We start from the raw sequence: 16,347 nt of genomic DNA on the forward strand, positions 1-16,347 counted from the left end.
CACTGCTGCGCGATGCCTAACTGACGCGGGCTGAACGATAAACGGCCGCAACGAACTGGTAGCAGTCGTGGCGCGAACGTTGCTCTGGAGAAGCGGCGGCAAGGCTCGCCGCTACCCGACACCCGGCATTTTTCGAGTGAACGACCAGTCTCGGGCGACAATTTCGATGGTCTCATCTCGAAAATAGAACAAGAAATGCCGTGATGTCGGACTGTCCGACGACAGAACCCCCCAATCGGGCTCGTCGACTGCCCCGCCGTCGCCGATCACTTCGTAGAACTCCCCCCATTTTAGAGCTTGATTGCTATAACGGCCTTCACCTGTAAACCACGCGTGATCATTTGTGGCGTCCCATCGCCAGCGACTACTGCCAACGAATCGAAGTGTCCATCCCATCTCGGCATCGACGGCAGCCAGCTGGTCGACCTAGACCGGCTTCGCCGGCCTGCGCATCGCCGAGTAGGTGAGCAGCGCCGAGGCGAGATAGAGCAGCAGGAAGACGACGTTGAGCGACAGCACCAGATCGGGTGTGTCCAGGATATGGGTCAGCACATAGGTCAGCAGCACCGCCTTCAGCCCGGCAAGCAGCGCCAGGTTGATCGCCCGCACCAGCGTCTGACCGCGCGCGAACAGAAGCTCGGCCTGGTATTCGACGAGATTGCGCAGGCCCGGCACGCAGATCGCCAGCGCCACCAAAGGGGCGGCCTCCGCAACATTCCTGCCGAGCGCGTTGGGGAAGAAATGCAGCACGATGGCGAGTGTCGCCAGCGCCAGCGTCGAGACCGCGAACACGCCGCCTTCGATACCGCTCTTGACCGAAAGGCGCGACAAAAGTTCCGGCGCCCGCATCATGCGCTGAACCAGCATCATCGAGAACGTGCGGATCGGGATCGCCGTCAGGTCGACCAGCCGCATGATGATGGCATAGATGCCGGCGAGGTGCGGACCGCCGATCGCCAGCACCAGCAGCTTGTCGAATTCCATCTGCAGGTAGAACAGCACCTCTGCGCCGGCAACGTAGATGGAATCGGCGAGCCGCCGCAGATAGAGCGCCAGCCGCAGCCGCAGCCGCTGTCGCGGATAGAAAAATCCGAAGGCGATGAGCAGCGAGGCGGCGTTGGCGCCGATGTAATACCAGGACCAGGCTCCTATGGTCGGCTGCGCCGCGAACATGAACAGCACGGCGCCGAGCGCCCGCAAGGCCGTCGCCAGGATCGTCAGCAGGGCGGCGCTGCCGAATTTGCCGAGGCCGTTGTTGACGATCAGCGCCACCTCGACCGGCCGCCACAGCAACGCCTCGGCAAACACGATCGCCGCAAAGACCGACAGCGGCACGGTGCCGGCAAAGAAGACCAGGTAGACGCCGTAGGAGGCGGCAGCCAGCAACGGCAGCGATATCGCGCCAAGCAGCAGGAAGCCGGCCGTGAAGGTGCCGATCAGATTGGGGCGGATGGTGGCGGTTCGGTAAAGCGCCGAGATGAAGCCGAAGGCCAGGATGCGCGACAGCATCACGCCGGCCGCTGAAGCGGTGGCGAACATGCCGAATTCGGCGATCGACAGCGTGTTGGCCAGCGCGATGAAATAGGCGAGCGAAAACACCAGCCGCCCGCCGGCGCCGCTGATCGCCGAAAGATAGTCGCGAACCAGCCGCCGTCGCTCAGCGACGAAAGCGCGGATCCGGGCGAGAGGCCGTTTTTGCGGGATGTTGCCAGCCTGGGTCATGTGTCGAGACAGCATAGGCCGGAAAGTTTAACGCGCGGTTCTGGGCGCTTTCGATGCTTTCAAGAAGGGCACAACCCTAGAGGGAAACCGTGTCTTCAAGGCTGGGAAATTAACCTTTTGTTTCCTATACTTGTTTAGCGTGGTTTAACGAATGGCTGACCGCGCGTCCAAGCCGCAAAGGGCAAGCTCCACGACAATGGTCGACAGGCAAAACCGTGAAGATTGGAAGCGCGAGCGCTCCTTGCTGGCGCTCGGCCAGGCGTTGCGCGGCGAAGAAGAACCATCGCTGGTTGCGATCGGGGACCGGGCAGACCCGTCATGGCGCGAGGATGCTGCAGCGCGCCATCGTGTCGCGCGCTTACGCCGCGAGCGGCGGGCGCATCCGGAATTCTCGGCAAACCTGGAGCCCTCGGCGACCCCGGAACGCTGGGTGACTCCGGAGCTATCGGCGAACGATGAAACAAGCCGGTTTCAAGCCGAGGATGCATCGGCCTCGGCCGCCCGGATGCCGCCTGAGACTGACGAGCCCATTGAAGCGGACCATGCGGAAGCCATGCCACGGGAGAAGCCGGTTGCTGCCGCTGTTTCCGAGGACCGCCGCTCCGATGCCGACTCCCGTTACGCCGCGTTCGAGCCTCGATACGCCGCGTTCGAGCCTCGATACGCCGCACCCGAACCTCGATATGCCGCACCCGAACCCGGATATGCAGATGACGAGCGGCGGTCTTCCCGTCAGGATGACGACAGACAAGAATGGAAGCCGTTGATCGATCCGATGCAGGTCGTCCGCGGCATTGCCCGCTCGAAGCTGCTGATCGTCGCCATGACGATACTGGGCGCCACGCTTGGCGTCGCCATCGCGCTGTCGACGCCGAAGAAATATGAAGCCACCGCAGAGCTGATCGTCGACCCGCGCGACCTGAAGCTCACCGACCGCGACCTCACGCAATCGGTGGTTGCGTCCGACGCCACGCTGGCCATCGTCGAGAACCAGGTTCGCGTGCTCACCTCCGGCACCGTTCTCAACAAGGTCGTCGACAAGCTCAATCTCGTCAATGATCCGGAGTTCAACGGGCAAGGTTCCGATGGGCTGGGGATAATGACGGTCATCCGGTCGATCCTGTCGCGCAATGACGGGCCGGCTGCCGGTGAAGGTCGCCGCCGTGCGCTGGCCGTCGCCAATCTGGCGGAGAGCCTTTCGGTCGAGCGCGGCGGCAAGACCTTTGTCATCTCCGTCAGCGCCACCACGCAAAATGGCGAGAAGTCGGCGCTCATCGCCAACACGATGACGGATGTTTTTCTGCAGACCTTCGGTCAGATCCAGTCCGACACCGCTGGCCGCGCGACCAACGAGCTGACGGGCAGGCTCGACGAGCTGCGCAAGGGCGTCGAAGTGGCCGAGCGCAAGGTCGAGGATTTCAGGGCCGCGCACGACCTCGTCGACGCGCAAGGCCATTTGATTAGCGACGACGAGATGCTCAAGCTCAACCAGCAGCTGGCCATCGCCCGCGCGCGCACGCTGGAACTTAACGCCCGCGCGGCGTCGGCGCGCTCGATCGACGTGAATTCGGTTCTGAGCGGCACCTTGCCGGAGGAGATCAACTCCAACACCATGAGCGAGTTGCGCTCGCAATATGCGACGCTCAAGCAGGAGGCCGACCGCGCCGCGATCCGGCTCGGGCCACGCCATCCCGAGCTCCAGGCGCTCAATGCCCAGCTTGCCGGATCGCGCGAGCGTATCGCCGGGGAACTGCGCCGCATCGCCTCGTCGCTGCAGGTCGACCTGAGGCGCGCCGTGCAGCTCGAACAGGATCTGGCCTCCCGGCTGGCACAGTTGAAGGTCCGCAGCGGCGACGTCAACAGCGACTTGGTCACGCTGCGCGAACTGGAGCGCGAGGCCGCCGCCAAACGCTCCGTCTATGAGCAATATCTTCTCCGCGCCAGGGAGACCGGCGAGCAGAAGGACATCAACACCGCCAACATCAACGTGATCTCCAAGGCCTTCGCCCCGCTCGAGCCAAACGGACCGTCGCGCGCCATGACGGTGCTTGCCGGCCTGCTGGCGGGGCTTGCTTCCGGTGTCGGCCTCGGCGCCATGCGCGGCGCCTATGCGAGCCTGCGCGAAACCGCCGATTCGCGGCCGCGCCGCCGGACAGAGGAGCGCCGGACACCCATTGAAGACAAAGCATACCAGCCGCCCGTTCCGCCCCATGCCGGACCAGTGCCTCATCCGCAGCAGCAGTATCCGCGAGCCTCGTCGGACGAGGCAGATCAGGCTTCGAAAGCCGCTGAACAGCAAGCCTCCATCGAGGAAATCCGAGCCAGCTTGCGCGAATTCCGCGAAGCGGTTCGCGAACTCACCGAAAGCCGATCGCGGCGCTATTTCTGAGCGCCGAATAGAATAAAAGCCATCGGTTTCGAGTTAGCGGCATAAGACGGCGCTTTGACGGGATTGCCCGGTCGGATTTTCGTGAGAATGCCGCCCGAAGCAGAGCGATGTCGAGGATGGTTGATGGCCGAGTTGATTGACGGAAAAAGCGTTGCCGAAGGCGTGGTGCGGCGCGTCAAGGCCCTGACGATCGAACTGATGGAAAAGGGCGCGCACAAACCCGGTCTCGCCGTGGTCATCGTCGGCGAGGATCCGGCGAGCCAGGTTTACGTCGCCTCCAAATCCCGCACCGCCAAGGAATGCGGCTTTCATTCGGTCCAGCACACGCTGCCGGCCGAGATGTCCGAACTGGAACTGCTTGCTATCATCGGCGAACTCAACGCCGATCCCGGCATCAACGGCATCCTGGTGCAGCTGCCGCTGCCTGGCCATATCGATGCGGGCAAGGTCATCCAGGCAATAGCGCCGCAAAAGGATGTCGACGGCTTCCACTTCATCAATGTCGGCAAGCTCGGCACCGGCGAACTGGAGACGGCGTTCGTGCCTTGCACGCCGGCCGGCTCGATGCTGCTCATCGAGCGTGTGCGCGGCAAGGATCTTTCCGGGCTCAATGCGGTGGTCGTCGGCCGCTCCAATATTGTCGGCAAGCCGATGGCCAATCTTCTGCTTGCCGCCAACTGCACCGTCACCATCGCGCACAGCCGCACGAAGGACCTGGCTGCACTGGCGCGCACCGCCGACATTCTCGTTGCCGCTGTCGGCAGAGCTGAAATGGTCAGGGGTGACTGGGTCAAACCGGGCGCCACCATCATCGACGTCGGCATCAACCGCATCGCGGCGCCAGAAAAGGGCGAAGGCAAGACCCGTCTCGTCGGTGACGTCGCCTATGCGGAAGCGGCCAGGACGGCCGGCGCCATCACGCCAGTGCCCGGCGGCGTCGGCCCGATGACCATTGCCATGCTGATGGCCAACACGCTAGCTTCCGCCTATCTCGCGGCCGGATTGAAACGGCCGTCTTTCTGAACCTGGAAAGCCCAAAGCTTTGCCGAACCTCACTGTTCCCCCAGAGCGGCCGGTCGCCAATGATCCCATTCACGGCGGCCGGCAGTTCGGCTTCCTGCTGGTCGACAAGTTTTCCATGTTCTCGCTGGCCGCCGCAATCGACACGTTCCGGTCGGCGAACCGGCTGCTCGGCCACGACTTCTATGGCTGGACGACGGTGTCGGCCGACGGCGATGCCGTCATGGCCTCCAACGGCCTGCCGCTCAAGATCGACTACGCTGTCGCCGATCTGCCGCCGGTCGATATTCTTTTCGTCTCGGTCGGGCTGACCACCGAGTTTCCCGGCAAGAGCAAGGTGCTGGCGGCGCTGCGCAGCTGGGGCCGGCGCGGCAACGCGCTCGGCGCACTGTCGGTCGGCTCCTATCTGCTCGCCGAGGCAGGCCAGCTCGAAGGCTATCGCTGCACCATCCACTGGGAAAACCGCGCCGGCTTCGTCGAACGGTTTCCCGACATCAACTGCACCGGCAACGTCTTCGAGATCGATCGCAAGCGTTACACATGCGCCGGCGGCACCACCTCCATCGACCTGATGCTGGAGATCGTGCGCGGCGATTTCGGCTCGAGCCTCGCCAACGGCGTCGCCAACCAGTTCCAGCACGAGCGCATCCGCTCCGCCGGCGACCGCCAGCGCGTCGGCCCCGAGCGAGACCTGACCGGCAAATCGGAGAAGCTGCGGCGCATCGTCGAGCTGATGGCCGACCATCTCGACGAGCCGCTGTCGGCGGTGCAGCTCGCCAAGTCGGCGGGCCTGTCGGTGCGCCAGGTCGAGCGGCTGTTCCTGCGTCACCTCAGTGTGACGCCCGGCCGCTATTACATGCGGCTCAGGCTTGAGCGGGCGCGCGAATTGCTGCGCCAGACCAACATGCCGATCCTCGACGTGGCGATCGCCACCGGCTTCACCTCGCACTCCTATTTTGCCCAGAGCTACCGGCTGCAGTTTGGCCGGCCGCCTTCCGAAGAGCGGCGCACGACATATTGAGGGGTTTGGCGCAGTCAGGCCCGCCACGTGCCCCGGCGCCCGGGCTTGTATCCTGACGCGGCGTCAAATAGCTTCCCCCGGCTGGGACGGACTGGCGGGCATGGACTGCTGGCAGAAGCTGACTGGCTGCGACGAACTGGCGGCCACTGACTGGGGGGAGATTTCATGGCGGGACTTGCACGGAGCATCGTTGCGGCGGCGCTCCTGTTGTGGATGACGACGCTCGGCCTTGCCGCCGACCGTGTCGTCATCGTTCTCGACGCCTCCGGTTCGATGTGGGCGCAGATCGACGGCAAGCCGAAGCTCGAAATCGCCCGCGAATCGCTGCGAACGGTGCTGCAATCGGTCCCCGCCGACAAGGAAATCGGCTTCATGGCCTATGGCCATCGCGAGAAGGGCAGTTGCGAGGACATCGAGCTCATCGTGCCGCCGCAGGCCGGCTCGGCAGGTGCTGTTTCCACTGCCGCCGACAGCCTGAAATTCATCGGCAAGACGCCGCTGACATCAGCCGTCAGGCAGGCGGCCGAGGCGCTGAAATACACCGAGGACAAGGCCACCGTCATCCTGATCACCGACGGGCTCGAGATCTGCAAAGGCGACCCCTGCGCGCTCGGCAGGGAACTGAGGGCTGCCGGCGTCGACTTCACCGTAAACGTCGTCGGCTTCGGCCTGACCGCGGACGAGGGCAGGCAGGTTGCTTGCCTCGCCGACAACACCGGCGGCAAATACATCCAGGCGTCGGATGAGAAGGCGCTGCAGGACGCGCTGGTCGAGACCATCGCCGCCGCACCTGCACCGGCGCCCGAACCAGCGCCAGCGCCGCAGCCGGTCGCCGCGTCGGAAAAACCGGAGTTCAACTTCATGCCCGCCGTGGTGCTCGCCGATGGCGGCGATCCCGTCACCGACGGCAATTCCTGGGAGATATTCAAGGCAAAGTCCGACGGCACGCGCGGCGAGTACGTCGCCACCGAATACGGAGCTTATAAAGGCAATTTGGAGCCGGGTGACTACACAGTCGTGGCGCGCCATGGCGAGGCCAGGACCGAACAGAAGATCACGGTCGAGGCGGTCGAGGTCTACAAACCCCTGTTCGTGCTCGATGCCGGCACGCTCATCATTCATCCGCGGCCAAGCGAGGGAGCGGATGTGGCCGATGGTGCGGCTGTCGTGATCGCCTTTCCGGGCGTTGAAATGCCTGCGACCTATTATGGCGACACCAAGGTGGTGTTGCCGGCCGGCGATCAGAAAGTCACGGTCAGGATCGGGCAGGGCGAGGTTACCGAAACCATCCCGCTCACTGCCGGCAACGTCGTCGACAAGGATATCGTCGTCGGCGTCGGCCGTGTCGTTGCCAACGCCTACTACATTGCCGGTGGCGACAAGGCCGACGGCTCGGGCATTGGCTTCAAGGTGTTCAAGGCAAAAAAGAAGATCGACGGAACGAGGCAAGAGGTGGCTTATGCCTATGGCCCCGACAGCAAGTTCGATCTGCCGCCCGACGACTATGTGCTGACGGCGACGGTCGACCTTGCCGTCGTCGAGCAGCCGTTCAGCGTCAAGGCCGGTGAGCATCAGGATCTGAAGATCGCCATCAATGCCGGCGTGCTGGCGATCACCGCGCCAGGAGCTTCGAAGATCGAGATTTTCGATGCGAAGAAGGACATCAACGGCAACCGCAAATCGCTTGGCTACGCCTATGACGAGAAATATCAGGCGGCGCTGCCGGCCGGCGACTACGCCGTCGTCTCCGAAAAGTTGGACAACAGCTCGAAGGAAAGCACGGTGACCATCACAGCCGGCGAGCGAGCCGAGTTGACGGTGCAGTAGGGACATTCGACGTCTGAAAAAGGGTGGCCGCGAGCCCAGCCCCTACCCAAATGTGGACATGCCGTCTGGCGCCAGACTCGCGATTTGTCGCGTAATTCCTGATATCCGCGAGGTACAGCTCCCACATTGTGATGGTCAGCGGGCAAAAAAGGGCTTGCGAAAAATTCGTTTTTAAACGAATATCGCCTAAATGTTCGATGTACGACACTACATCACGCGTGACGGCGAAGACCTGATTGCCGGCTGGCTGCGCAAGCTTCGCGACGTACAAGCCAAAGCGGCGATCATCCGACGATTGAACCGGCTTGAGCAAGGCAACTTCGGTGATTTCAAGCCGCTTCGCGAGGGCGTCCACGAACTGCGCATCGATGTCGGCCCTGGCTACCGGGTTTACTACGTCCGATCGGGCAAGACGGTGATCCTGCTCTTGTGCGGCGGCACCAAACGAACACAGGACGCCGACATTGACCGGGCGTGTGACTATTGGCGCGACTGGCAAAACCGTACTGTTTGAAGGAGCAATGACGATGAAAGACCGCAGTCATGACGACGCAATGGCCGATCTGTTCCGGGACGATCCGGCGACGGCCGCTGCCACGCTCGACGCGATCCTTGCGGATGGCGACCAGGGCGAACTGCTGGTGACGCTCCGGCAAATGACCAAGGCGTTCGGCGGCATGCCCGCCGTCGCCAAGTCGGCCGAGCTGAACCCCACGCAACTCTACCGTACCCTTTCGGAGAAGGGGAACCCAGAGCTGCGCAGCCTGAATGCCGTCCTTCGCACGATGGGCCTGCGCTTGGCGGTGCAGCCACTCGGCAAATCCGTGCCCCACGTCTGACGTTAGAAAGGGCGTCGCAGAACATCCGGTTTTGCGACGTCAATATCAGTCGCGAAACCGATTCAAGACTCGGGAATTTTGCGACATGAACCGGCTAACGACCCCCACAAGAAAAAATTTCGAGCATGTGTCGGGGGCGCTTGGCTGTCGTTCGTCTTGTATACCTGACGCGACGGGGGGATTTTGCAGCATGGCGAAAATCGTATTCGGAATGAACCAGTCCCTCGACGGCTATGTCGACCACGAGGAATTACCTGCGCCAAGTCCCGCGCTCTTTCGTCACTGGATAGAGCATGTGCGCGACCTGACCGGCAGTGTGTACGGTCGCCGCATGTACGAGGCCATGCGCTATTGGGACGAAGATCGTCCTGAGTGGAGTACGGAGCAACACGAGTTCGCGGCGGCGTGGCGGCGCCAGCCGAAATGGGTTGTATCGCGCTCGTTGAAGTCGGTCGGTCCCAATGCCACGCTTATCGCGGATGACGTCGAGGTAGTGATACGCAGGCTAAAGGCCAAGCTAACAGGAGAGATTTCCGCTTCCGGACCAGAGTTGGCGCAAAGCCTGACCGAAATGGGTCTGATCGACGAATACCGCCTCTACCGTCACCCCGTGGTGCTTGGTCGCGGCAAGCCCTTCTTCGCCGGCTCTCGGCCACCGCTCCGCCTTGTGGCCAGCGAGCGAATCGGCGGGGAAGTCATCAGGTTGACCTACGTTCCTGCCTGATTACAGACCACGCCGATGAGAAGGCGATGCATCGAAATCCCCCTTTCGGTTCAGCATACGTTGCGGAAAGGATTCGGAAGAACGACGGCTGCGGGTGGGGAGATCGCCGTTCGGCGGGGATCGGCCGAACGGCTTAGGAGCGCCATTTGCCGATCCTTATTGCGTTTCTCCAAACCTGCCGTTCGCGCTACAGCCTGATACGACCTTAAGCGGAAGCTCGTTCGCCCCCGGCCGAATTCACGCCCATGACCCGAAGCTGCCTTCCATCATTGCGGATTTATTCAGAATCTCCCGTTCGGGTTGGCCGAGGCCTCAGGCAGGATTCGAAATGTCGCGGCCAAACGGTCGCCATTCAGACATTCCGGTACCATCATTGTTCACGGGGCCTGGTATCCTGCAGCGTCTGCGAACTCTGCCACAGCCAGATTGCGAGCGAGCCTGAACGCCCGCGGACCTGTGCTTCCACAGGTCCTCTTAGAGCACCAGATTTGAACAACTCGCAGTCGCGGCCGGCGACTTGCAGGATTTCGTCGCTCACTGCGACTTCGGCATTTTGGCCGGCCGCGATCTCCATCAAGCGACTGGCGACGTTAACCGTATCACCCGTAGTCGCGATGTGCTGACGGCCTTTGCCACCGAGTCTCGACGCAACGATTGTTCCGTAATGCGCTCCGATCTTGAAGCCGAGCCTGGATGCAGTTGATGCGGGCAACGAGACGAGCCAGTTGTTGGTACGGCTGGCGAGCGCTGCGCAGCAGCGGGCAGCATTGAAGGCATCATCTGTCGCTGCTTCCGGTAGCCCGAACAGGATCATGGCTCCGTCACCCATGAAATTCGTGACAACGCCACCGCAGCTTGTCACCTCTTCGTCCACCAACGCATGGAACGTGTTCAAAAGTTCGCGTGTGGCGTTCGGCCCCAATGTTTCGCTCAGTCCGGTGAAACCGGACAGGTCAATGAATAAGATGGCGGCGTCCCTCCGGAGAGGTTCCAGGAGAAAGTCGCCATGCTTCGCGAGCCACGCCTCAAAGCCCGGGGCCTGAACTCGTTGAAGCAATTCGCTCTGCGTGGCGAAATACTGGGCCTGGTTCCGGCCCAACCAAAGCTGCGCGGCCCCGAACAAAATAGCCGGTGGAACGGCGGCGGCCATCGGCAACGCCGCGCTCAGCCAGATATGGTGTGAGAATGCGGTCATATTGACCACGAACCAGATCACAACCACGCCGACGATCGCTGCAAGGCCGATGGCATTGCGACGCCATGCCAACAGCCCCACAAGAACCACCGGCAGCACCACCGCAAAGCCGGCATCTGCAAGGCGAACGTACTGATCTCGCACTATGCCGTCGCCGGTCATCAGATGGGCAATGGCCGTCGACATGACCTCGACGCCTGGGAGCACGGGATCAAACGGTGTCGGGAAAACATCGCCGGCGCCGGTTGCAGTTGCTCCGATCACAACAATTCGATCCCGAATAATGCCGCCATCGACTTGGCCGCCCAGCACCGTCGTGGCGCTGATCGTGCGGATCGTGCCGCGGGGGCCATAGAATGTCAGAGGGAGTATGTGACCAATGTCCGTCCGAATCCGCTGTCGGCCCAGAGATAGATAGTCGGGCGCTATTCCCGGATCCTCTCCCACCGCCATGGCGGCAACGCGCAGGGAGAAAGACGCTTCCGTCCGATCTCCGGCCCGAAACAGCAGCGGGACGAACCGAGGCGTTCCCGTCCAGTCGGTAACCACGTTCACGACGCCGACAGCGGCGATATCCGAGAACGCTTTGAGGGGCCACAAAAACTGCTTGGCATTCGGCACTCGGGCGAGAGGGCCATCGCCCTCGACTGCAATCGATTGTTTACCTCCCGAGTAGACCGCTGCAGCAGCGATTACGCTTGAAGTTCCGCGCAGCGAACGCGCGAGCGCCTCATCATCATCTTTTGTCCCGGGATCGACCAGCAGCAGGTCGACCGCAATGGCTTTCGGTCCAAAGCGAGCTATCGTGTCGACAATCCGGGCAAGCGTGGCGCGGCTGAGGGGATAGCGGCCCTCGTTTCGGACCGCTTCGTCGTCTATTGCGACAATGGTAATCAGCTCCGGCGGCTTTGCCGTTCCCCGAACAAGCGTTCGAAGATCCGTCATCGTTGCTTCGACGCGATCGAGGCCCCACATGTTGCCGCGCCAGTGCGCAAAGCCAAGCCCGGCCCCCCAAAGACCCGCCAGGACGAGCGCGATCAGCGTCTGAAGCGCTCGCCCGCTCATTTAGCTTACTGACCGAAACGCGCCATCAATGCCGAAACACGTGCGGCGGGCCAGCGCTTGACCGTCAGTGTGCCTGTTCCGGCTTCCACATCGACGCCTTCACCCGGCCCGAGGACTACGCCAGCATTGGACGCCGGCCTTTGCACGGCGACGCGACCTTTGACGACGAAGACAGAAGTCTTGCCTCGGGCAACGTCAACTGCCCATTTTGTACCTCGCACCGCGGCGATCGCCTGCGGGGTGACGACAGCGAAGCCACCCCGGACCCTGCCGGCTGGATCATCGAGCAACAGCGCCTTGCGCCGTAATCTGACCGCATCGGCACTACCATTTCGATCACGGTCCACCAGTGCAAAACGAGCGCCATCTTCCGCAATGATGGTAAGGCCTTGCCGGCATCTCAGAATTTGTCGGGACGTCCCTGCTACCAGTCGGAACGTACAGCCGGCGTTATTCGACTGCGCTGAAGCGGTATCCACCCAGAAGACACAGGCAAGCATGCAGGCCATCAGGCTCCGGAGATATCGGCCACTTGCGCTCATGAACGTCTCCTTGCTTTTGCGAAAATCTGCGGCAAGAAAATCTTTGCATTGTTTTTTGCGGTCAGCCTGGCAGTATACTCATGCGTACGAACCGGCACTTGCAGCCGCGTTGCCTTAGAGGTAGCACGGTGCCGACCAGCGATCTTAACACGATAGCTTGCTCCAACACCAAATAAGGCGACATCAAGCCGTTTGAGGCGGCCGCGATGCGAATGTCAAGAACGTCACGCGACGACGCTGCTGTTCGGCTCATCTGCCAGAACGAGCAGGTCGCGCCACATCCGGACATTCGGCGGGCTTCTCCATTGCCGACCTTCGCTCAACCGCAGAATTCGACCCGTTCCTGTCTTTCAGCGTCTGACGCTCAACGCCGCAAGTTGACCTAGAGCGGACACTTCGACGGTATCCGGTTCGACCCGGTAGCTAACACACCGCAGCCTTTGGCCCTAAGCGGATGGATTTTCGCCCGCAACTGTCGCGAGTAACAACCGCGCTTCATTGAGATCCGAAGTGCCCAAGCCCTCGCTGAACCAGCCATAAACCGGTGCAAGAAGCTCATAGGCTTCCGCGCACTTGCCGTGGTCCCGCCAGAGGCGGGCGAGGCTTGCCGCAGCCCGCAGCTCGAGCATCTTCGCGCCTTGGGCTTGGGCGACCGCGATCGCCGAACGGTAACATGCCTCAGCCTTGGATGCGTTGGGGGTAGTGAGCGATAGCAGCATCTCACCGGTTAGCCGATGCAGTTCCGCCTCACACCAGCGTTCCTCGGTCTCCGCCACCAACATAACGGCCTCGGCGAGCGCACGTAGCGCTTCATCCGTTTTGCCCGAGCGGTGTAGGGTCTCAGCAAAAAGACTCAGGTGATATGGCGCGCGCATTCGATGTCGCGCCGCTCGGCACTCCGCCATGCCCTCAAGGATTTGTGGAACGCTCTCCGATGGCGATCCCTGTGCACCCGATGCCCAACCCCGGAAGATCTTTCCGTGGGCCAGCCACAAACGTAGCCCGTGCTCCTCGGATAGGGATATCACCGCGTCCGCGTGCAGTCGAACGGCCGCAGCATCTCGACTGAGATGAGCCAGTGTCGCAGCCCCCCAGGCAAGCACGTAGCCTCGGCTGTTAAAGTGATTGAGCTCTTCAAGCGCCTTAGTCGCGCGGTCCATCGTTTCCGATGCTCTTTCTGGAAAGCCGCTCAGCCACAAGATCATGGACAAGATGGCGAGACCAGCTGCCCTCTGATCCTGCCCGAAGCGGAAGGCGAGAGATCGGTGCTGTCCCGGATCGTAAAGCGCAAGTGCCTGCTCGATTTGCTCTCGACCAGCCAGCAAATCTCCAATATGCGCAAGCGAAAATCCGAGAATCCTGTGTCCGACGAGCTTCATGGCCCGGTCGGCGTGGAGTTCGGCGCGACCCAGAAAGTCCTCTGCGAGTTGGCGCCCCTTCGACCACTCGCCGCCGGCTGCGCGATAGGCCCATTGACCGTAGAGGATCGGAAAATGCTGCTGCTGGCTACGGCCCAGCCGCTCGCAAAGCTCCTGCGCTCTCGCGTGGGCGGCGCCGGTCTCCGGAGCTCCGTAACCCTTTGTGGCCATGAGCGGCATGCCGAGAGCAGTCTGAAGGTCCAGCTCAAGTTCATCGCGCCGACGCGTTTCGGGAATTGATTTCAGAGCTTCCAGACCGTTCATCAGATGGCCGATTGCCTCCGCATTGGCGGAGAGTTCCGCCGCCTGCTGCCCGGCTTTCAACCAGTAGCCGACTGCCTTCTCTGCGAGGCCAGCCTCACTGTAGTGGTGGGCGAGCACCTCCGGCTGGGCGGTGCCCTTCTCAGGGAAGTGCTCCTCTATGGCTTGCGCGAGGGCTGCGTGTATTTGTTGCCGTTTACTGCGGAGCAGACTTTCATATGCGGCCTCCTGAACCAGGGCATGCTTGAACGCAAAAATGGCTTGCGGTGGCGTGCCGCGCCGATAAACCAGTTGCGATTCCTCAAGCCGCGCCAGTGCTCCATGGAGCTCGCTCTCGCGAAGTGGAGTGACCAGGGCGAGCAGCTCGTAGGAAAACTCCCGCCCAATGGCCGCGCCGATCTGCGCCACCTCCTTGACCGGCATCAAGCGATCGAGACGTGCGGTCAGCGAGTCTTGAAGGGTTGCTGGGATTGCCAAGGGCGGCAGGGGGCCAGCCAACACATAGCTTCCACTCTCTTCGCGCAGCAGCCCGGATTCGAGGACATTTTTGGTTAGCTCCTCGATGAACAGAGGCACCCCATCCGTCTTTGCCACGACCTGCTGCAGCACCTCCGTCGGCAATGTCTTGCCGGCAGTCAGCCGATCGATCATCGCGCAACCCGATTTGCGGCTGAGGCGGTTCAGCGTGAGAGACGTGACATGCGGGTGACCGCTCCAGGAGTGTTTGAATTCGGGCCGGAACGTGATCACCAGTAGAACCGGTAGACTACGCACACGCTCGATGAGCCGCTCCAGTAGCTCAAACGATGTCGGGTCGATCCAGTGCACGTCCTCAAATAGCTCCAGCACCGGTCGCCGCCGCGCCAAACCCTCGACCTGATCGGCCAGCGCGTCGAGCGTTTTTGACATCAGCTCTTCTGGCGCGAGTTGTAGTTGCGGATAGCGCCCGCCGGATGGAATCGACAGGAGCGCCGCAAAGATAGGCATCACTTCTGTGACGTTCTGCGTCGAAAGCGCGAGCAGTTCCTCGAGTTTTGCGAGTTTCCGTTCGTCATTGTCATCCCGATCGAATCTGGCGGCGCGCTGCAGATGATCGATGATCGGGTGCAGCGCACTGTGCACGTGGTAAGGCGAGCAGAAGTGGATAATGCGCGTGTAGGTGCTCTCGTCCGATCTTTGCTGTAGAGCGCGCGTAAGGCGCGATTTGCCAATTCCCGGTTCCCCTGAGAGCAAGACAACCTGCCCTTCGCCATCTCGCGTCTCGTCCCATCGCCGCTGCAGCAGAGCCAGCTCCTCCTCGCGGCCAACGAGCGGTGTGAGCGCGGCTGGGTGCAGCGCCTCGAAGCGGCTCTCTGCTTGGCTTTCGCCGATCACTCGCCAAGCACGCACTGGCTGGGCGAAGCCTTTGATATGCTGAGAGCCGAGGTCGGCAAGGTCGAACAGACCACCGACCAGGCGGCGCGTGTTCCGGCTGATCACCACGCTATTCGGCTCAGCCAGCGACTGCAGCCGTGCTGCCAGGTTGGGTGTCTGGCCGACGACAGACCTCTCCTGCGCCTCCCCGGCTCCGATAAGCTCTCCTACCACCACGCCGCCTGTTGCGATGCCGACGCGGACCTCCAACGACAGGTCGTATTTTGGCTTAAGGCTGTGAATGGCTTCGACCGCGGCGAGGCCAGCCCGCACTGCGCGTTCCGCCTCGTCTTCATGGGCTCGCGGATAACCGAAATAGGCCAGCACGCCGTCGCCCATATATTTGGCAATGTGCCCTTCGTAGCGCGCAATTGCGGCGGCCACGGCGCTCTGATAGGCCCGCAAAAGTTCACTCACCTCCTCGGGATCGAGCCTTGACGCGAGCGCGGTCGAGTCGACCAGGTCGACAAACATCACTGTCAGCTGGCGGCGCTCGGCGTCTGGAGCTGCCAGGGTCGTGACGTCGACCGCAGCGAAGGCTTGCGAAGAACGGGCGGGCGCAGAACCCGCGCCGTCGCGGAGGGCGGCGATTGCCGCAAGCAATCTACGGCGGTGGCCGACCGAGGTGATGCCTAGCGCGATGAGATCCTCTGCCGTGAGGTCGGCGAGAACCTCGGCATCGATGTCGTTGGCGCGAAACTCCTGTTCGTACTGCGCGAGCCCCAAATCGCGCAGCCAGGTGCCGACGTCCATTGGTCTCCTCCGGCGCTCCGGCTATCCGGAGCGCAAGGCTCGACATTCTACCGCACAATCACCGCGAAGGTGCACGGAAAAGGCACATCCGAAAGGATTCAAGGTCCGCAAAATGGCACACTTTTTGCCGTTCAATTATCCGGGAGAACGACTGCCTT

The 16,347-nt window shown here is 62.2% G+C and carries 11 protein-coding genes; 7 read left to right on the forward strand and 4 right to left on the reverse strand.

Translation table 11 applies throughout. The annotated features are described in order from the left end of the window. Window positions 1-426: 426 nt before the first annotated feature. Window positions 427-1,722, reverse strand: coding sequence for a lipopolysaccharide biosynthesis protein (locus AC0L2V_RS02760; protein ID WP_473511386.1), 1,296 nt, complete (start codon window positions 1,720-1,722; stop codon window positions 427-429). 196 nt (window positions 1,723-1,918) lie between these two features. Between AC0L2V_RS02760 and AC0L2V_RS02765 the strand changes: the two genes are divergently transcribed. The 7 genes from AC0L2V_RS02765 to AC0L2V_RS02795 all read left to right on the forward strand — a co-directional run bounded on the left by AC0L2V_RS02765 (window position 1,919) and on the right by AC0L2V_RS02795 (window position 9,542). Further along, the gene (locus AC0L2V_RS02765; protein WP_473519409.1) at window positions 1,919-4,111 is read left to right on the forward strand and encodes a GumC family protein; all 2,193 of its coding nucleotides are present in this window, start codon (window positions 1,919-1,921) and stop codon (window positions 4,109-4,111) included. Window positions 4,112-4,234: 123 nt separating this feature from the next. After that, the gene (locus tag AC0L2V_RS02770) at window positions 4,235-5,134 is read left to right on the forward strand and encodes a bifunctional methylenetetrahydrofolate dehydrogenase/methenyltetrahydrofolate cyclohydrolase (RefSeq protein WP_473511387.1); all 900 of its coding nucleotides are present in this window, start codon (window positions 4,235-4,237) and stop codon (window positions 5,132-5,134) included. 19 nt (window positions 5,135-5,153) lie between these two features. Then, window positions 5,154-6,152 (forward strand): GlxA family transcriptional regulator, encoded by a 999-nt coding sequence (locus tag AC0L2V_RS02775; RefSeq protein ID WP_287055993.1) that lies wholly within the window; start codon window positions 5,154-5,156, stop codon window positions 6,150-6,152. A gap of 165 nt (window positions 6,153-6,317) precedes the next feature. Continuing rightward, window positions 6,318-7,979 carry a vWA domain-containing protein gene (locus AC0L2V_RS02780; protein ID WP_473519338.1) on the forward strand — a complete coding sequence of 554 codons (1,662 nt, stop codon included), beginning with the start codon at window positions 6,318-6,320 and terminating at the stop codon, window positions 7,977-7,979. A 190-nt stretch (window positions 7,980-8,169) separates the two neighbouring features. Further along, window positions 8,170-8,493, forward strand: a complete 324-nt coding sequence (locus AC0L2V_RS02785; protein WP_473511391.1) for a type II toxin-antitoxin system RelE/ParE family toxin — start codon at window positions 8,170-8,172, stop codon at window positions 8,491-8,493. Window positions 8,494-8,506: 13 nt separating this feature from the next. Continuing rightward, the gene (locus AC0L2V_RS02790) at window positions 8,507-8,818 is read left to right on the forward strand and encodes a helix-turn-helix domain-containing transcriptional regulator (protein WP_473511393.1); all 312 of its coding nucleotides are present in this window, start codon (window positions 8,507-8,509) and stop codon (window positions 8,816-8,818) included. 190 nt (window positions 8,819-9,008) lie between these two features. Continuing rightward, window positions 9,009-9,542 carry a dihydrofolate reductase family protein gene (locus tag AC0L2V_RS02795; RefSeq protein ID WP_473511395.1) on the forward strand — a complete coding sequence of 178 codons (534 nt, stop codon included), beginning with the start codon at window positions 9,009-9,011 and terminating at the stop codon, window positions 9,540-9,542. Window positions 9,543-9,912: 370 nt separating this feature from the next. On the opposite strand, the gene AC0L2V_RS02800 is transcribed toward AC0L2V_RS02795, so the two are convergent. From AC0L2V_RS02800 to AC0L2V_RS02810, 3 genes are all read right to left on the reverse strand, one after another. Beyond that, complete coding sequence (locus AC0L2V_RS02800) at window positions 9,913-11,802, reverse strand: CHASE2 domain-containing protein (protein ID WP_473519339.1); 1,890 nt, start codon at window positions 11,800-11,802, stop codon at window positions 9,913-9,915. Window positions 11,803-11,807: 5 nt separating this feature from the next. Continuing rightward, window positions 11,808-12,344 (reverse strand): FecR domain-containing protein, encoded by a 537-nt coding sequence (locus AC0L2V_RS02805; protein ID WP_473519340.1) that lies wholly within the window; start codon window positions 12,342-12,344, stop codon window positions 11,808-11,810. Window positions 12,345-12,790: 446 nt separating this feature from the next. Next, entirely contained in the window at window positions 12,791-16,189 is a 3,399-nt protein-coding gene (locus AC0L2V_RS02810) for an AAA family ATPase (protein ID WP_473511400.1), read from the reverse strand. Window positions 16,190-16,347: the final 158 nt, after the last annotated feature.

It is taken from the genome of Mesorhizobium sp. WSM4814 (assembly GCF_055811595.1).

Coding starts and splice junctions, on each gene's coding strand:
- AC0L2V_RS02760 (WP_473511386.1), bottom strand. CDS start 1,722: ATGACCCAGGCTGGCAACATCCCGCAAAAACGGCCTCTCGCCCGGATC.
- AC0L2V_RS02765 (WP_473519409.1), top strand. CDS start 1,919: ATGGTCGACAGGCAAAACCGTGAAGATTGGAAGCGCGAGCGCTCCTTG.
- AC0L2V_RS02770 (WP_473511387.1), top strand. CDS start 4,235: ATGGCCGAGTTGATTGACGGAAAAAGCGTTGCCGAAGGCGTGGTGCGG.
- AC0L2V_RS02780 (WP_473519338.1), top strand. CDS start 6,318: ATGGCGGGACTTGCACGGAGCATCGTTGCGGCGGCGCTCCTGTTGTGG.
- AC0L2V_RS02785 (WP_473511391.1), top strand. CDS start 8,170: ATGTTCGATGTACGACACTACATCACGCGTGACGGCGAAGACCTGATT.
- AC0L2V_RS02790 (WP_473511393.1), top strand. CDS start 8,507: ATGAAAGACCGCAGTCATGACGACGCAATGGCCGATCTGTTCCGGGAC.
- AC0L2V_RS02795 (WP_473511395.1), top strand. CDS start 9,009: ATGGCGAAAATCGTATTCGGAATGAACCAGTCCCTCGACGGCTATGTC.
- AC0L2V_RS02800 (WP_473519339.1), bottom strand. CDS start 11,802: ATGAGCGGGCGAGCGCTTCAGACGCTGATCGCGCTCGTCCTGGCGGGT.
- AC0L2V_RS02805 (WP_473519340.1), bottom strand. CDS start 12,344: ATGAGCGCAAGTGGCCGATATCTCCGGAGCCTGATGGCCTGCATGCTT.
- AC0L2V_RS02810 (WP_473511400.1), bottom strand. CDS start 16,189: ATGGACGTCGGCACCTGGCTGCGCGATTTGGGGCTCGCGCAGTACGAA.